A 15712-nucleotide genomic window follows, 5' to 3' on the forward strand; every position below is an offset into this window, starting at 1 on the left:
GCACTCTCACCGAATGCGTCTTCCCCGGCGGCCCTTTCGTCCGCGTGGACACCCACGTAGCCCCCGGCTACACCATCCCCCCGCACTACGATTCACTCCTGGCCAAGATCATCGTCTGGGCCCCCGACCGCCCCGCCGCCATCGCCCGTATGCGCCGCGCCCTCACCGAAACCAGAATCTCCGGCACGAATATCGCCACCACGGCCGAATTCCTCCACGACATCCTCGACCACCCCCGCTTCGTCGCCGCCGACCACGACACCGCCCTCATCGGCGCGATCACCGAACCCGCCCGCATCGGTTCCTGATACGAGTCCGCTGCACCGCTTACTCCCGGTCGGCGAACCTCAGGAGCACGAACACCGTGCACGCGATCGTCGCCCCCTCGATGTCCCGCCGACCCGGGTACCGGTGTCGGCCCGTGGTGGCAGTATGCGGGTGTGGGTGACTTCTTCGAACGAATCGTCGACCTGGACGTGACCTCGGCCGACGCGAGCGGACTGGCCGAGCACATGGTGGACTGGATGGTATCGCGCGGATGGCTGCTTCGGGAGACCTCGCGTGACGCGATGTACAGCCTCCAGGTCGACGAAGGCTATGTGCCGGGCCCGGATTGGCCGCAGTTGACCCAGGAATGGGGCGGCGACTGGATTCCCGGCCCGGTCGCCGTCATCGTCGGCCGCCACGACCACTATCCCGGCCAGGGTGCCACCGAACCGGCCTCCGCCGTATGCCCACGCTGCCGGGCCGCCACCGTGATCATCGACTACCCCCAACAGTGGGAAGCCGATCCCGCCGTGTGGCAGCCGTTCTCCGACGCGATCGACGACTGGAAGCGAACAGGCACCGGATCGGCGACCTGCCGTTCCTGCGCCACACCGAGCCCCATCACCACCTGGCAGTGGGCCGACGGTTTCGCCCTGGGCGCCCTCGCCTTCGATTTCTGGGGCTGGCCGCCCCTCACCGAGGATTTCGTCACCGATTTCGCCACCCGACTCGGGCACCGAATCGAACACCACACCGGCAAGTTCTGAACCGGGGGACTAATTCTGTCCGGAAAGGCCGGACGAACCGCTGATCCACGGTTTCCCGGGCAACGAAATTGCGGTATCCGTCCGTAAACGCCGATGTGGTAGCGGGCTTCCGATCACGTCGCCGTGGATAAATCGGTCGTGTTACGCACGGTCCGGTTGCTACCGTGCACCCATGAAGGTCATTTCACGAATCGCCGCCGCGGCCGCACGAGCTCTCAGCTCGCCGGTCGCCGCCGCCTGACCTCTTTCTCCCCATACCGGCGACCGGAAACGGTCCGCTGGTATGCGTCGTTCCTGCCACGTGCGGTCGTTTCCGGTCGACATCGAACTCGACGGAGCAACCATGATCACGACAGACCAGACCGTTCGGACATTCCTCGACTTCTTCCGCGAACGTGGGCACCGCCTCACCCCGAACGGATCACTCATTCCTCCGCCGGGGGATCCGGTGCTGTTCACCACGTCCGGAATGCACCCGTTGACCCCGTACCTGATGGGCCGACCCCACCCGCTGGGTGGGCGGCTCACCGGCCTGCAACGATGCCTGCGCACCACCGATCTCGAGGAGGTCGGCGACGACACCCACCTGACCGTGTTCGAAATGCTCGGGTCCTGGTCACTGGGCGACTACGGCGGCCGGCAGAGCCTGCGTTGGGGATGGGAACTGTTGCGCGACGGCTTCGGCATCGATCCCGGCCGGATACACGTGACGGTGTTCGGCGGTGACGAGCAGGTCGAGCCCGACCGCGAATCGTGGCGCACCTGGGAAGAGTTGGGCGTCCCGGTCGAACCGACCACCGAGGAGAACTGGTGGTCAAACGGCCCGACCGGACTCTGCGGACCCGATTCCGAGATCTTCGTCTGGACCGGAGACGAAACACCACGGGGCACACCGACATCCGACGGTCGATGGGTGGAGGTGTGGAATCACGTCATGATGCGATACCTCCGCCACCCCGACGGCAGCCTCGAACCACTGCGCCGACCCGGCATCGACACCGGCCTGGGTCTGGAACGGCTGGTACGAATCCTGCGGAACACCCGATCGGTCTTCGACATCGACGTATTCCAGCCCTGGCTGAGCACCCTGCCCCGAATCTGGGGTCCGCTCGACGAACGGTCGCTACGACTGCTGTCGGACCATCTGCGCTCGAGTGTCGTCGTCCTCGGCGACCTGGTCACGCCGTCCCCGTCGGGTCGCGGTCATGTACTGCGCCGCCTGATCCGCCGCGCCCTGACCACGCTGTGGCGCGACGACCCGTCCCGCACCCTGTCCGACCTGCCGATCGAGCTCGTGGAACACACCCTCGAGCATTTCCGGCAACCTGTTCACCCGCACGAGGTTCGCACCATGCTGCTCGACGAGGAACGCACATTCGATCTGCTACTCCAGCGTGGACGAAAGGTGCTGTCCCGCAGTAGGTTCACCGGACAGTTGACCGACGACGACTACCACTACCTACACGACACGCACGGCCTGCCTCGCGATCTCGTGAACTACCTGGGCACCGAAACCGAAATCGGCTGATGCCACCGACGCCGTGTTTTCCGGTCCCTCGTCGACTACCGTCCGGCTCGGTACGCGTCTACGTATTCGCCCGCCGTTTTGTGCAGGTGTCGGAGCAGGATTTCCTGATCGTTGAGTGGGAAGTGGGTGACCACGCGGGATTCGAGCATTCTCTGGGTGGCTTCGAGGGTGTTGCAGTCCTGGAGTGCGAATTCCTTGAAGGTGACCGCGGCCAGTTCTTGGCGCAGCCGGGCGGTCGCGTCCTTCGGGGGCACGAAGTACAGCGTGCCTTCGAAGATGTGATGGTTGTAGGCCGTGGGCCAGTAGTGATAGGTCAAATACCAACCCGGCGCCCAGACCACCATCATGAAGTTCGGGAAGAAGACATAGGAATCCAATCCCCATGCCTTGTGCCGTGACGGGTTGAGCCCGGGCGGCAGCGGGTCGAGGCCGGGGATGTCGGGGCGGTCCCATGCCCCGAAATTGCCGCTGCGCAGGATTCGTTCGATCGGTTTGACCATGCTCGGGTCTTTCGGCGGCGCCATGCCACCCCAGGACGACACCATGCCGTGCGGACCGTCGATGTCGTAGTGCAGTGCCTCGAATCCGTAGTTCATGAGTTTGCGCGACTCGTCGCCGACGTACTGCTTCCCGTGCAGAACCGGTGCGTGGTAGAACTCGAGGAAGGCGTCCATGAACAGTTTCCAGTTGCTGGCGACCTCGGTCCGGTAGGTGAAGACCTGGGTCATCCGATCGAACGGATACCCCTGCAATCCGGCGGCGAAGCCACCGAGATACTCGATCAGTCCGGTGGCGTCGTCATCGAAGTTGACGAAGACGAACCCCTCCCAGATTTCGCATCGAACCGATCTCGGACCGAGCCGCGGCAGATCCAGGTCGAGGAATTCCGATTCCCGCCGGACGAAGGTGACCTCGCCGTCGAGCGGACCCCGGGCCGAATCCTGTGGGCACTCGTGCGGTTGGAATGCGCTGTCGGTATCGACCGGTCCGTGGTCCCGAACGAGTTCGAGTCCGCAGTGACGGCAGATATTGTGGAATGCCCGGATCTCGTCATCGATGCTGCGGACGATCACCACGGTGGTCCCCGCCGCGGCGATCTCCTTGGTGAAGTAGTTCCCTTTTCTCGGGATCTGTTCCACGCGGCCGACATTGAGCCAGGTCCGTTCGAAGATCGCTGTGCGTTCGAGTTCGTAGTGCTCGGGGGTGATCGAGTCCTCGTAGGACATCGGGGCGGTGCCCAGATCGGGAAAGTGCTGTGTCCACGAGCCCTCCGCGGGTTTCGCGAAATTCGGCATATCGGTTCATCCTTCCTTCGAGATCGGCGGTAACACCGGACGCGTTCCGGGGGCATCGCACCGAGAACGGCACGTCGATCAGGTGTTACGGCCGCCGTTGACGCCGAGGATCTGGCCGGTGATGTATCCGGCCTCCGGTGAGATCAGGAACGAGCACGCCGCGGCGATGTCCTCCGGCCTGCCGACCCGTCGGACCGGCGTCCTCTGGATGTGGTCCTCGACGGTGCCGCCCAACCGTGCCTCCGTCTCGGATCTGCGCAGCATGGGTGTGTCCACGAACCCCGGCGGCACCGCGTTGACGGTGATTCCCGACGGACCCAACTCCAGGGCCAGCGCCTTGGTCAAACCGTTGACGGCGGATTTGGCCGAGACGTAGTGCGCCATGAACGGCTGGCCCGAATGCGCGCTCGACGAGGAGATGTTCACGATGCGGCCGAACCCCGCCGCCAGCATGTCGGGCAACACCGCCTGCACGGTGTGGAACACCCCGTGCAGGTTCACCTCGATGACCCGCTGCCAGGTCGCGAAGTCGAGATTGACGAAACGTTTGTAGCCCTCCAGGCCCGCGGCATTGACCAGGACCGTGATCGGGCCCGATTCGGCGCGGATCGCCGCCATCGCGTTGTCCACCGCGCCGCGATCGGCGACATCGGCGGTGTAGGCGAGGTCGGTTTCGGTCGGTCGCAGATCGATGGTGGCCACGTGATAGCCGTCCGCGCGCAACCGCCGGGTGACCGCCAGTCCGATCCCGGACCCGCCACCGGTGACCACGGCCGTTCCCCTGCTCGCGACGTCCACCTGATCATGGCTGCTCACAACATTGGCTCCTCGACGCCGACCGCCGAACTTAGGCGATTGCCTAAGTTCTGTCGAGAAATTCCTAACACCCGCAAGAGGCCGCGGTCAAGGGCCGATACAGTGACCGGGTGTTGTCGACCCGTGAGTGCCCCAGCGTCGAGTGTGCGAGGACCCGATGAGCGGATCCCGCCTGGTCGGGGCATCCAAGACCCGCGCCGCGCTGATCGAGGCGGCCACACAATTGATGGCCGAAGAGGGCTACGCCGCGGTCACCACCCGCAAGGTCGCAGCCAAGGCGCAGGCCAACCAGGCGCTGGTCTACTACCACTTCGGAACGATGGACGAACTGTTCCTCGCGGTGTTCCGGCGCGGAGCAGAGGCGAACCTGGCACGACTGCAACGCGCCGCGGAGGCCGAGAACCCGCTGCGCGCGCTGTGGGAGATCACCAGCGAACCCCGTCAGGGCACCCTGAACATCGAATTCATCGCCCTGGCCAACCACCGCGAGGTCATCCGCACCGAACTCGCCTCCTACACGCGTCAATTCCGGCAACTCCAGGAAGCGGTATTCGCACGCGTGCTCGACACCAAGACCCGACGCGACTCCGACATCGAGCCGACCCCCGCCGCGCTCAGCGTCCTGATGGCCGGACTGTCACGCATCCTCGCCATGGACGACCTGCTCGGTATCGACGACGGTCACGCCGAGGTACTCGCCCTGCTCGACGAATACCTGACCGGCTTACAGGGGCCCGCCCCGACACCGTGACAACCGCCGCCGGTACCTCTAACGATCAGCGCGAGTGCAACCGTCCCCGCGGCGGACATCCCGCATTAGCGTCGGCTCGGTTGGACAACCGACTATCGGCAAGGATTGTGATGAGCTCTGTTACCTCGGTGATCACCGCCGCGGACCTGGGGGCCGCGCTCGACGCGGGCTCCGACGTCGTCGTTCTCGAGGTCCGTCGCGACCCCGCCACGATCCCCGGCGCCGCGAATCTTTCCCTGGCCGACGCCCCGGTCGCCGGGCACATTCCCGGCGCCCACGCCGTCGATTTCGCCGAACTGATCGGGCCGCGCACCGAGACCTCGGGCAACGGTCCACTGCCCGAGGAAGAACAGGTACGAGAACTCGTACAGCGTTGGGGGATCAGCGATTCCAGCCTCGTCGTGGTCTACAGCGCGGACACCCCGTCGAGCGCTTCCCGTGCCTGGTGGGTGCTCCGCTGGGCCGGTTTGGCCGATGTTCGCTACCTCGACGGCGGCGTCCACGCGTGGCAGGCATCGGGCCGCGAACTCGCCGATACCCGCCCGGCGACAGGCGGCGGCACCGCGACGGTTCGCCTCGGCGCACTGCCCACCCTGGACTCCGACGCCGCGGCCGCACTGGCACGCGACGGACACCTGTTGGACGCGAGAGGCGCTGCCGCGTACGCCGGTTCGGCCGACCAACCGGCCAGCGGCCACATCCCCGGTGCGCACAGCCTGCCCGGGACCGACAATCTGCGCGACGGCTACCTCGCCGACGACGACACCTTGAAAACCCTGTACGCGCCCTACCTGACCGGCGCGCCGATCGGTTCCTACTGCGGCGGCGGTGTCGCCGCGACCCTGGACGTGCTGGCGCTGAGCAAGCTCGGCATCCCGGCCGCCCTGTACCCCGGCTCGTGGTCACAGTGGACCTCCGACCCGTCCCGTCCGATCGCCACCGGTTCCGACCGCGGCTGAACGTCCAGAAAGAACCGGCACCTCGGTCCGATTGCCCCGCAACAGGTTACGGCGGGCGATCGGACCGGGGGCGCGGTGCGGAGCCGGCACTCAGCCCTTGTCGACCACTCCCGGCCCGCCGGACAGGTCACCGGTGAACAGCTCGCGCAGTTCCCGTTCCTCCTCCGACGTCGGCACCCACCGGGCAGCGGTGAGATTCTCGTCCAACTGATCGGGCACCGTGACCCCGGCGATGACACTGGTCACCGTCGGCTGGGCGAGCAACCAGCCCAGCGCCAGCGCGGTGGGTGTCACCTCGCGTTCGGCGGCGAATTTCTCGAACTGCCGCAGCGCGTCCCACGGCGCGGTGCGCAGCAGATAGCGCTTCAGATTGGTGATCTTCGCGCCCTCCGGAGCTTGTCCCTCCCGGTATTTCCCGGTGAGCAGGCCGTTCTGCAACGGGAAGTACGGGATGAACCCGAGCCCGTAGTTCCGCAGCGCGGGGATCAGCTCTTCCTCCGGTTTACGCCACGTGAGGTTGTATTCGTCGGTGGTGGAGACGAACCGGGTGTAGCCGTCGCGGGCCGCGACGTGCTCGGCGTCCGCGATCTGCCACGCCTTGAAATTCGAGGCGCCGATATAGCGGACCTTGCCGGAGGTGACCAGCGCGTCGAGTGCCGCGAGAGTTTCCTCGATCGGGGTGTGGGTGTCGGGGAAGTGGATCTGGTACAGGTCGATGTAGTCGGTGCCGAGCCTGCGCAGGGAATCCTCCACCGACGCGAGGATGTACTTGCGCGACCCGGTCAGCGCGTAGGTGGGTCCGCGATCGGCCAGCAGTGAGCGGCCGAATTTCGTTCCGATCACCACACTTTCGCGTCGAGTGCCGACCGCCTTCGCGAACAGTTCCTCGCTCAGGCCGGTGCGGTCACCGTAGCCCTCGGCCAGGTCGAAATAGGTGATGCCGAGATCGATGGCCCGGTCGACGATCGCCGTGACATTCTCGGGATCGACGGCGCGCATCCCGGAGCGACCGAAGGTGCTCGCCCCGATGCCCAACTCCGACAGGATCAGACCCGACCGGCCCAGCGCGCGATATCCGGCGGGAATCGCCGTGACGCCCGCCATCAGCCGTTATCCGTATCGAGCAGACCCTGCAGGGTGTCGGCCTCGTATTCGGTGCGGAACAGGCCGCGCCGTTGCAGTTCCGGCACCACGGTGTCGACGAACAGATCGGCCGGACCGCGGTGGTAGGGCGGGAAGAACTGCACGCCGTCGAGTACCCGCTCCACGAAATGTTCCTCCACCCAGTCGGCGATGGTGACGGCGTCGCCGACCAGCGCGGGTTGGGCGGCCTGCCGGGAACGATGCACGTGGTGGTAGAGCTCGCGCAGGGTGAGATCCTCGCCGATGGCGGTGAGCAGGCGGCGGATGATCTCGCGGTCGTCGCGGGTGTCGGTGTGGCGCTTCTCCCGGCCCAGCGTGGGCAGGAAATCCTCGAAGACGTCGGGCGCGACGGTGTCCAGATCGACGACGTCGACGACCTTCTCGCTGTCGCGCACCCGCGACAGATCGATACCGAGCGCGAGGGAGAACTGCTCGGGGATCTCCTCGGTCAGCGTGAAATTGGTGACCTGGCGGTAGATCGCCTGAGCCTCCCGCTTGGTGCCCGCGATGTAGAAGGTGGCGCCCGGAATGATCTTGAACTTCTCCGGATCGCGGCCGGCGGCGGCCACGCGTTCCTTCAGCTTGCGGTACTCCTGCTTGCCTCGCTCGATACCGAAGTAGGGCGAGAACCGGATCTGGGCGAAATCGGCGCCGTAGCGCAGCGATTCCTCCGACGTGCCGACGTGCACATTGGGAATGCGCTGCTGCACCGGCGGCGGCACGTTGAGCGGTCCGCGCACCTCGAAATGCTCACCCGTGTGCTCGATACGGTGCCACGACCCCGGCCTGATCAGGACGTTCTTGTCCTTGTCGGCGAGCAGGAAATCGTCGTCCCAGCTCTGGTAGAGCAGCCGGTTCACCACGTCGGTGAATTCACGAGCGCGGCTGTATTTGCTCTGTTCGTCGGGAACCGGGTTCTTGCCGTAGTTGAGCGCCGGATCGCCGTCGCGATCGATGCCGAACACCACATTGAGCGCGGTGCGGCCCTTGCTGAAGTTGTCCAGGGTGGCGAGTTGGCGAGCCACCGCGTAGGGGTGTTCGAAAGAGGAATTCACCGAGACCAGGAATCCGAGATTCTTGGTGATCGCGGCCGCGTAACCCGCGTACACGAAATTGTCCCAGCGGTAGACGCGCTGGAGGTATTCCGGTTCGCTACCCAGCGCGCTGCCGGAGAAGACGTAGTCCAGTTTGCCGCGCTCGGCCGCTCGGGCCACGTCCAGGATGACGCTGGGGTCGCGCAGTCCGGAACTGGTCGCCTGCGGTAGTCGCCAGGCCTCGGCGTCCCATCCGGTGCCGTAGGCGGCCAGGCCCAGCCGGAGTTTTCTGTCACTCATCGTATGTCCTCGAAAATAACGTCAGGAGAGCGGGAATCGTCAGGAATTCGTCGCGAATCGGTTGGGTGGCACCTCGAGCCCGAAATGACCGCGGAAGGTGTCGGCGGTGTATTCGGTGCGGAAGACGCCCTTGTCGCGCAGGATCGGCACCACCCGGGAGGTGAAGCGTTCCAACTGATCCCACATATAGGGGGAATTGATATTGAATCCCTCGGCCGCGCCGCGATCGAACCATTCGATGAGCCGATCCGCGACGTCCTGCGCGCTTCCGATCACCTGGGGGAAGCCACCGCCGATGGAATTGCGCAGCAGATCACCCGCGCGCACCGTGCCGCGTTCGACGGTCCGGTCGGTGCGCGTCGCCACCGCGCCGAGCAACGCACGACCGAATTCGTTGAACCGCGAGGCGGTTTCGGCGGTGATCACGGCATCGAGGCCGCCCGCGCGCAGGTCGACGCCGATCCGCTCCGAGAGCGAGCGCAGGCTGCGCACGCCCAGCGGCAATCCGCCGCGCGGGGCCTGCTGGATGGCGGCCCACGCGTCGCTGCTCCAGAACTGCTCGTCCTTGTCACCATCGACCGGGTCGTCGTCCAGTGGCAGTCCGGCATTGAGCCGTTCGAAGATGTCCACCGCGTCGGCCCTGTCGTCGCCGATGATGGGCGAGATGCCGGGCAGGAAGAAGATCGGTACGTCGCGACCGTGGATGCGGCGGGCGCGTTCGCGCACGTCGGTGTTGAACGCGATCGAATCCTCGATGGTGCCGGGCCCGGTGAAGTTGAGTTCGCAGTGCCGCGCGGTCAGCTCCCGGGAGAGTTCGGACGCGCCCGCGTACAGCAGCGGGATCTGGCCCTGGGGCGGACGCGGCATCGGTAGGGTGCCCGCCACCTGGAAGAATTCGCCCTTGTGGGCGAGCCGGTGGATCTTGGTCGGATCCAGGTACTGCCCGGACTTCTTGTCCTGGAGGTAGGCGCCGTCCTCGATGCTGTCCCACAGCAGCCGGATCACCCGGATGAATTCGTCGGCGCGCGCGTAGCGGCGTTCACCGCCCAGATCCGGGAGGCTGAAGTTCTGCGCCGCGAGGTCCGAGGCGCCGAGCACGACGTTCCACGACAGCCTGCCTCCGCTCAGATGATCGAGCGAGGCGGTGAGCCTGGCCAGGATGTAGGGCTCGTAGTAGGTGGGGTGCGCGGTGACGACCAGACCGATCTTGGAGGTCTGTAGCGCCAGTTGCGAAGCGAGGGTGAACGGCTCCAACCGGCCCGCGTTGTGGGTCGTGCCCCAGTGCTCGGCGTAGATGTCGCCGGGCAGGGTGTCGCCGAGGAAGAAGAAGTCGAACTTGGCGTCCTCCACCAGTTTCGCGGCCGCGGCGGCGTAGTCGAGTTCGAACGCGTTGGCGGTGGGCGCTTCCGGCAGACGCCAGCCGCCCCAGTGCGTGCCGTTGAGCCAATACATGTAGCCCAGATGCATTTCGCGTTTCGCGGGGGAGCCCACGTGAATTCCTTTCGGTGGATCAAACCGGGACGGACTCGACGCCCGCTCCGGGGATGGAGGCGAGGAGTTCTTTGACGTAATCCGTCTCGGGGGAGATGAGAATGTCGCGAGCGGTTCCGCGCTCGACGATGTCGCCGTGGTGCAGGACGAGGATCTCGTCGGACATCTCGGCGATCACTCCCAGGTCGTGGGAGATGAAGACATAGGTGAGCGAGAACTGCCGTTGCAGTGTGGTGAGCAGATCGAGGATCTGCCGTTGCACGGTCACGTCGAGCGCCGACACCGGCTCGTCGAGGACCACCAGCCGGGGGTCGGGGGCCAGGGCGCGCGCGATCGCCACCCGCTGACGCTGTCCGCCGGACAGTTCGGCGGTGTAGCGGTCGGCGACGTCTGCGGGTAGGCCGGTGACCTCGAGCAGTTCGGCGACCCGGCGGCGGCGTTGCGCGCCGTCACCGATCTTGTGGCCGCGCAACGGTTCTTCGATGATGGCGCGCACGGTGGCGCGCGGATTCAGCGAGGCGAACGGGTCCTGGTAGACCATCTGCACCGTGCGATACAGCTCGGCCTGGCCCGCGCCGCGGCGATGGTGCACCACCTTCTGCCCCGCGACCTCGATCGTCCCCGAGTCCGGTGCGGCCAAACCGGCCAGCAATCTGACCAGAGTGGTTTTGCCGGAACCGGATTCGCCGACGATGCCGAGGGTGGTGCCGCGCCGTACCTGGAACGACGCGTCGGCGACCGCGGTCACCGGATCCCTGCCGCGTTGCGCGGCGAAAACCTTGCGCACGCCCTCGGCCTTCACCACGACGGGTGCGTCCTGCTCGACCGGCTGCGTCGAGCGCCGCTGCGCGGCGGCGATTCCCGAGAAGCCCAACGACGACGAGCGCAGCAGCGCGGTCGTGTAGGCGTCGCCGGGCGCCGCGATGACTTCCGCGGCGCGTCCGGAGCGAACCAGCTTCCCGTCCTTGAGTACCGCGATCTCGTCCGCGCGTTCGGCCGCGACCCCGAGATCGTGGGTGATGAGCAGGATCGACAGTTCGTCCTCGGCCACCAGTTCGCCGAGCAGATCCAGGATCCGCTTCTGCACGGTGACATCGAGCGCGGTCGTCGGTTCGTCGGCGATGAGGAGTTTGGGACGGGTGGACATGGCCGCGGCGATGAGCACCCGTTGGCACATGCCCCCGGAGAGTTCGTGCGGATAGGCGTGGAAGATCTTCTCCGGATCGCGCAGTCCCACTTTGCCGAACAGGTCGATGACGCGTTCGCGGCGCTGTGCCTTGTTCGCCAGGCCGTGCGCGCGCAGCGGTTCACCCGCCTGCACCCCGACGGGCAGGAGCGGGTTGAGGCCGAGCAGCGCGTCCTGCGGGATGTAGCCGATCTCCCGGCCGCGGATGGCGCGGTACTGCTTGTCCCGCAGACCGTTGAGCTGCTGACCGTCGAAGACCACCCGACCGGCGGCGACCCGTCCGTTCTCGGCCAGCGTGCCGGTCACCGTGCGCGCGAGAGTCGACTTACCGGAACCGGATTCGCCGACCAGCGCCAGCACCTGTCCGGCGCGCAGGCTCACGCTCACCCCGTCGACGACCCGGGTCGAGCGCCGACCTGGCACGTCGAAATCGACGGCGACCTCGTGCAGGCTCAGCAGTGCGCCCGGTTCGGGCACCGAAAGGTCAGGCGACGACACTGGTTCTCCCGCGGTTGAGCGATCGGCCGATCCGGTAGATCGCGACGACCGAGACGGTGATGACGAGCCCGGGCAGCAGGCTCAGCCACCACTGGGTGGCGATGAAGGTGCGGCCCTCCGAGACGAGCAGTCCCCATTCGGGGGTCGGCGGCGGTGCGCCGAGGCCGAGGAAACTCAACGCGGCGACGGTCAGGATCGCCGAGCCGATCTCCATGGTGGCCGCGGCGAGCACCGAGCGGGAGGCATTGGGCACGACGTGGCGCAGCAGCCGGTAGGCGTATCCGTGTCCGGCGAACACCGAGGCCTCGACGTATTTCGCGCCCGCCACCTTGAGCACCTCCGACCGCATCAGCCGGGCGAAACCGGCCGTGCTGTTGATGCCGATGGCCACGGCGATATTGACCACGCCCTGACCCAGCGCGGAGATGATCGCCAGCGACACGATGAGGCTGGGCACGGCGAGCATGATGTCGACGATCCGCATCAGCACGCTGTCCACCCAGCCGCGCACCGCCCCGGCGACCAGACCGACCAGCGCACCGCTGACCAGTCCGATGAGGACGGCGATCACCGCGGCCTGCACCGACAGCGAGGTGCCGTGCACCATCCGGGTGAACTGGTCGCGCCCCAGATCGTCGGTGCCGAACGGATGCGACAGACTCGGGTTCACCAGCAGCGCGTCGGCGTCCTGCGCGAGCGGGTCGCGCGAAGTGAACACACCGGGCGCGAAGGTCGCGACGAGCATGAGGACGACCCAGACGTAGGCCAGCAGCAGGCTCGGTGAACTCGCGATGTGGCGCAACCACAGTGCCGCGCCCGCGCCCCGCCGGACCCGGACGGCGACACCGTCCGCCTTCTCCGGCGCGGTCGCGGTGGGGATGACATCGAGCAGACTCATCAGTCGTCCAATCGGATTCGCTTGTCGATGACCGGATAGATCAGGTCGACGACGAGGTTGACCGTGACGAAGATCAGCGCGCTCGCGGTCACCGCGACGAGCACGATCGGCATGTCCCGGCCGTCGACGGCGTCGACGATCAGCCTGCCGACGCCGAGCCGTGAGAACACCGTCTCGGTCAGGACGGTCCCGCCCACCATCACGCCGATGGTGGTGCCCAATGCCGTGACCACGGGCAGCGCCGCCGCACGCAGGGCATGCCGCACGACCAGGTCGAAACGGCTCAGCCCCCAGTTCCGCGCGGTCTCGATATACGGCGAGGTCAGCGCGGCGCGCAGGTTGACGGTGAGCAGCTGCGAGATCTGCCCACCGCCCGCCACCGCGATCGTCAGCGAGGCGATCAACAGACCGAGGGTGGTCTTGTCGCCGAAGGCCTTGATCCAGTGCAATTGGAACGCGCAGATCTGCACGGCGACCAGAGCCACGATGAACGGCGGCAGCGACACCGCCACCGGCGGCAGCGAGATCAGCAGCTCACGCGCCCATTTCCAATTGATCAGCTCGATCACCACCGACAGCGTGACGCCGATGATCACCGCGAGCAGCAGGCCGAGGAATGCCAGTTGCAGCGTCTGCCCGAAGGATTCGAAGAAGATGCCGGTGGCGGGCCGACGCTGGTAGACGCTGTCGCCGAAGTCGCCGTGCAACGCGCCGGTGAGCGCGTCGAAATACTGCACGTACAACGGCCGGTTCAGCCCGAGCAACTCGCGTTGCTCGGCCAGCAGCTTCTCGACGTCGCCGCCGTCCGCACCGAGGGTGAGGCCGCCCGCGGCGTCGCCCGGCACGATGTACAACAGGAAGAACGCTCCCGTGAACGCGCCCCAGACCACGACGACCGCGTAGAGCAGTCGCCGCAGGGCGTACCTCACCATCCGCATCCGTGCCTACTTGTCGAGCCAGGCGTTGAACAGGTACTGGTCCAGACCGACCGCCTGGATACCGTGCAGACTCGGCTGGTAGGCCCAGACGTCGACGTCGTTGACGACCGGGATCACATAGGCCTGTTCGACGAGCAGCTGTGCCGCCTTGTCCACGATCTGCTGGCGAGCGTTCTTGTCCAGCACGGTGTTCTGCTCCTGGAGGAGTTTGTCCACCTCGGTGCCGTCGGGCAGGAAGGACCGGTTGGAGCCGGTGGTCTTGCCGTAGTTGGCCCGCAGCACATCCGGGTCCGGCGTCGAGTGGTACCAGTAGGCGATGTCGTACTCGCCGGAGAGCAGCTTCTGATTGGCCTCGGCCCGCAGCGGCGGTTCGAGCGCCAGATCCACACCGATCTTGCGCCACTGACTCTGCAACACCTGCCAGCCCGCGTCGTCCTGCGGCGCGCGCAGCCGCAACCGTTCACCGGCGGCGTTGACCCGGATGCCGTCGGAGCCGACCTTGTTCCAGCCCGCGTCCTCCAGCAGTTTCACGGCCCGGTTCGGGTCGTATTTCAGGTACTGGCTGACGTCGACGAAGTACGGATTCGACTCGCTGAGCGGGCCTTTGGCGGCACGGTCGTGACCGTTGGAGACGATCTTGACGTACTCGTCGCGGTTGAGGCCGACCTGGAGCGCCTGGCGAACGCGCACATCCTGGAGGAAGCGCGAGGAGGTGTTCACCGGGAGTTCGGTTCCGGTGGCGGGATTGAGCGTCTCGGAGATGGTGAGCCCGGAGGATTTGAGCTGGTTGACGTATTTGCCGTTGACCCAGTAGATGAACTGGAGTTCGTCGCCGCCGATCACCGCGCCGTTGCGCACCGAATCCTCGGGGATGATCTTGTAGACCACCTCGTCCAGATAGGCCGCGCCGGACCGGCCGAAATAGGCGGGTGCCCAGTTGTACTCGGGACGCTTCTTCAACACGATGTGCTGGTTGGGAATGTATTCCTGAAGGTAGAACGGCCCGGAACCGTCCACCCACTTCTGCCGCTCGGCGACCGGCAACGCGGCCGTCTTCGCCGAGACGATGCCCGCGTGAGCCCGCGAGAGACTGGTCAGGAAGGCCGCGTTGGGCTTCTCGAATTCGACGGTCACCTCGTACTCCGACGGCACCGTGATCTGGCGGATGCCTTCGACGATGGTCTTGGCGCTGGAGTGGATACCCGGCCGGTTCAGACTCTCGAAATTCTTCTTCACCACGTCGCCGGTCAGTTTCGTGCCGTCGTGGAAGGTCACGTCCTGGCGCAGCACGAAGTGGTAGACGCGGGCGTCGGTGACATCCCACTTGGTGGCGAGCCACGGCTCGAGCTGTTTGGTATCGGGGTTGTAGAACACCAGCGAATCCGACAGTGCGCGTGCCGCGGTCCGCCACACCTGGTTGACCACCGCCGCGTCGACGCCGTTCAGGTCCTGGGACAGGCCGATGTTGAGCGTTCCGCCCGACTGTGGCGTACCCGATCCGTCCCCGCCGGACGGACCGCCGCCACCGCACGCCGACGCCACCAGCGTCACGAGCGTCGCCGCTACCGCGAAACGCCATCCCCCTCTCCTCCACCCGAACGACACTGTGACTCCTTTCACGCACAACACCTGACGAGAACGCTGTCCCGCACAAGCACGGATTTCGGCCCGAGCCGCATCGGCTCGGTGGGTTCAACTCAGCCGCACCATGTTTCGGAACCGTCAGAGATAGAGCACGCGAAGCCGGACACGTCCGGGTCAGCCGCGACACCACCGGACCGCGGCGCCCGAGGGTCACATCGGGCACGCACGGCAGGTAAGCGATCGCGCAGCAAAACCTA

The 15712-nt window shown here is 66.3% G+C and carries 13 protein-coding genes and 1 pseudogene; 5 read left to right on the forward strand and 9 right to left on the reverse strand.

Annotated features, from left to right (window positions below; all coding sequences use genetic code 11):
- From JZ792_RS28985 to JZ792_RS28995, 3 genes and pseudogenes are all read left to right on the forward strand, one after another.
- Positions 1-308 (forward strand): annotated as a pseudogene (locus JZ792_RS28985) (acetyl-CoA carboxylase biotin carboxylase subunit); the annotation flags it as partial.
- Positions 309-440: 132 nt separating this feature from the next.
- Entirely contained in the window at positions 441-1034 is a 594-nt protein-coding gene (locus tag JZ792_RS28990; RefSeq protein ID WP_216915387.1) for a hypothetical protein, read from the forward strand.
- A gap of 343 nt (positions 1035-1377) precedes the next feature.
- Positions 1378-2562 (forward strand): alanine--tRNA ligase-related protein, encoded by a 1185-nt coding sequence (locus JZ792_RS28995; RefSeq protein WP_216915389.1) that lies wholly within the window; start codon positions 1378-1380, stop codon positions 2560-2562.
- Positions 2563-2597: 35 nt separating this feature from the next.
- Here JZ792_RS28995 and JZ792_RS29000 read toward each other — a convergent pair whose 3' ends face one another.
- Positions 2598-3857 (reverse strand): aromatic ring-hydroxylating oxygenase subunit alpha, encoded by a 1260-nt coding sequence (locus tag JZ792_RS29000; protein WP_216915391.1) that lies wholly within the window; start codon positions 3855-3857, stop codon positions 2598-2600.
- A gap of 78 nt (positions 3858-3935) precedes the next feature.
- Positions 3936-4673: an SDR family NAD(P)-dependent oxidoreductase gene (locus JZ792_RS29005; RefSeq protein ID WP_308165498.1), complete on the reverse strand. Its 738-nt coding sequence runs from the start codon at positions 4671-4673 to the stop codon at positions 3936-3938.
- A 157-nt stretch (positions 4674-4830) separates the two neighbouring features.
- On the opposite strand from JZ792_RS29005, the gene JZ792_RS29010 reads away from it, so the two are divergent.
- On the forward strand, positions 4831-5424 hold the full coding sequence (locus JZ792_RS29010) for a TetR/AcrR family transcriptional regulator (protein ID WP_216915393.1): 594 nt from the start codon (positions 4831-4833) through the stop codon (positions 5422-5424).
- A 110-nt stretch (positions 5425-5534) separates the two neighbouring features.
- The gene (locus JZ792_RS29015; protein ID WP_216915395.1) at positions 5535-6383 is read left to right on the forward strand and encodes a sulfurtransferase; all 849 of its coding nucleotides are present in this window, start codon (positions 5535-5537) and stop codon (positions 6381-6383) included.
- A gap of 90 nt (positions 6384-6473) precedes the next feature.
- Here JZ792_RS29015 and JZ792_RS29020 read toward each other — a convergent pair whose 3' ends face one another.
- Genes JZ792_RS29020 through JZ792_RS29050 form a run of 7 tightly spaced genes read right to left on the reverse strand, consistent with a single transcriptional unit; the run spans position 6474 to position 15476 of the window.
- Positions 6474-7487, reverse strand: a complete 1014-nt coding sequence (locus tag JZ792_RS29020) for an aldo/keto reductase (RefSeq protein ID WP_216915397.1) — start codon at positions 7485-7487, stop codon at positions 6474-6476.
- A complete protein-coding gene (locus tag JZ792_RS29025) occupies positions 7487-8860 on the reverse strand; it encodes an NtaA/DmoA family FMN-dependent monooxygenase (protein WP_216915399.1) in 1374 nt (457 codons plus the stop codon). The genes JZ792_RS29020 and JZ792_RS29025 overlap by 1 nt, the downstream gene beginning before the upstream one ends.
- Positions 8861-8899: 39 nt before the next feature.
- Positions 8900-10351, reverse strand: a complete 1452-nt coding sequence (locus JZ792_RS29030) for an LLM class flavin-dependent oxidoreductase (RefSeq protein ID WP_216915401.1) — start codon at positions 10349-10351, stop codon at positions 8900-8902.
- Between the two features lie 19 nt (positions 10352-10370).
- On the reverse strand, positions 10371-12035 hold the full coding sequence (locus JZ792_RS29035) for a dipeptide ABC transporter ATP-binding protein (protein WP_308165499.1): 1665 nt from the start codon (positions 12033-12035) through the stop codon (positions 10371-10373).
- Positions 12022-12933 carry an ABC transporter permease gene (locus JZ792_RS29040; protein WP_216915403.1) on the reverse strand — a complete coding sequence of 304 codons (912 nt, stop codon included), beginning with the start codon at positions 12931-12933 and terminating at the stop codon, positions 12022-12024. The genes JZ792_RS29035 and JZ792_RS29040 overlap by 14 nt, the downstream gene beginning before the upstream one ends.
- Positions 12933-13871: an ABC transporter permease gene (locus tag JZ792_RS29045; protein WP_216915405.1), complete on the reverse strand. Its 939-nt coding sequence runs from the start codon at positions 13869-13871 to the stop codon at positions 12933-12935. Before JZ792_RS29045 ends, JZ792_RS29040 begins: the two co-directional genes overlap by 1 nt.
- A 6-nt stretch (positions 13872-13877) precedes the next feature.
- Complete coding sequence (locus tag JZ792_RS29050) at positions 13878-15476, reverse strand: ABC transporter substrate-binding protein (protein WP_216915407.1); 1599 nt, start codon at positions 15474-15476, stop codon at positions 13878-13880.
- Between the last annotated feature and the right edge of the window lie 236 nt (positions 15477-15712).

The sequence above is a fragment of the Nocardia noduli genome (assembly GCF_019038455.1).
Lineage (GTDB): Bacteria > Actinomycetota > Actinomycetes > Mycobacteriales > Mycobacteriaceae > Nocardia > Nocardia noduli.

Excerpts from the sequence above, each read along its gene's own strand:
- JZ792_RS29025 (WP_216915399.1), bottom strand. The coding sequence starts at position 8,860 with ATGAGTGACAGAAAACTCCGGCTGGGCCTGGCCGCCTACGGCACCGGA.
- JZ792_RS29015 (WP_216915395.1), top strand. The coding sequence starts at position 5,535 with ATGAGCTCTGTTACCTCGGTGATCACCGCCGCGGACCTGGGGGCCGCG.
- JZ792_RS29000 (WP_216915391.1), bottom strand. The coding sequence starts at position 3,857 with ATGCCGAATTTCGCGAAACCCGCGGAGGGCTCGTGGACACAGCACTTT.
- JZ792_RS29010 (WP_216915393.1), top strand. The coding sequence starts at position 4,831 with ATGAGCGGATCCCGCCTGGTCGGGGCATCCAAGACCCGCGCCGCGCTG.
- JZ792_RS29020 (WP_216915397.1), bottom strand. The coding sequence starts at position 7,487 with ATGGCGGGCGTCACGGCGATTCCCGCCGGATATCGCGCGCTGGGCCGG.
- JZ792_RS29045 (WP_216915405.1), bottom strand. The coding sequence starts at position 13,871 with ATGCGGATGGTGAGGTACGCCCTGCGGCGACTGCTCTACGCGGTCGTC.
- JZ792_RS29040 (WP_216915403.1), bottom strand. The coding sequence starts at position 12,933 with ATGAGTCTGCTCGATGTCATCCCCACCGCGACCGCGCCGGAGAAGGCG.
- JZ792_RS28995 (WP_216915389.1), top strand. The coding sequence starts at position 1,378 with ATGATCACGACAGACCAGACCGTTCGGACATTCCTCGACTTCTTCCGC.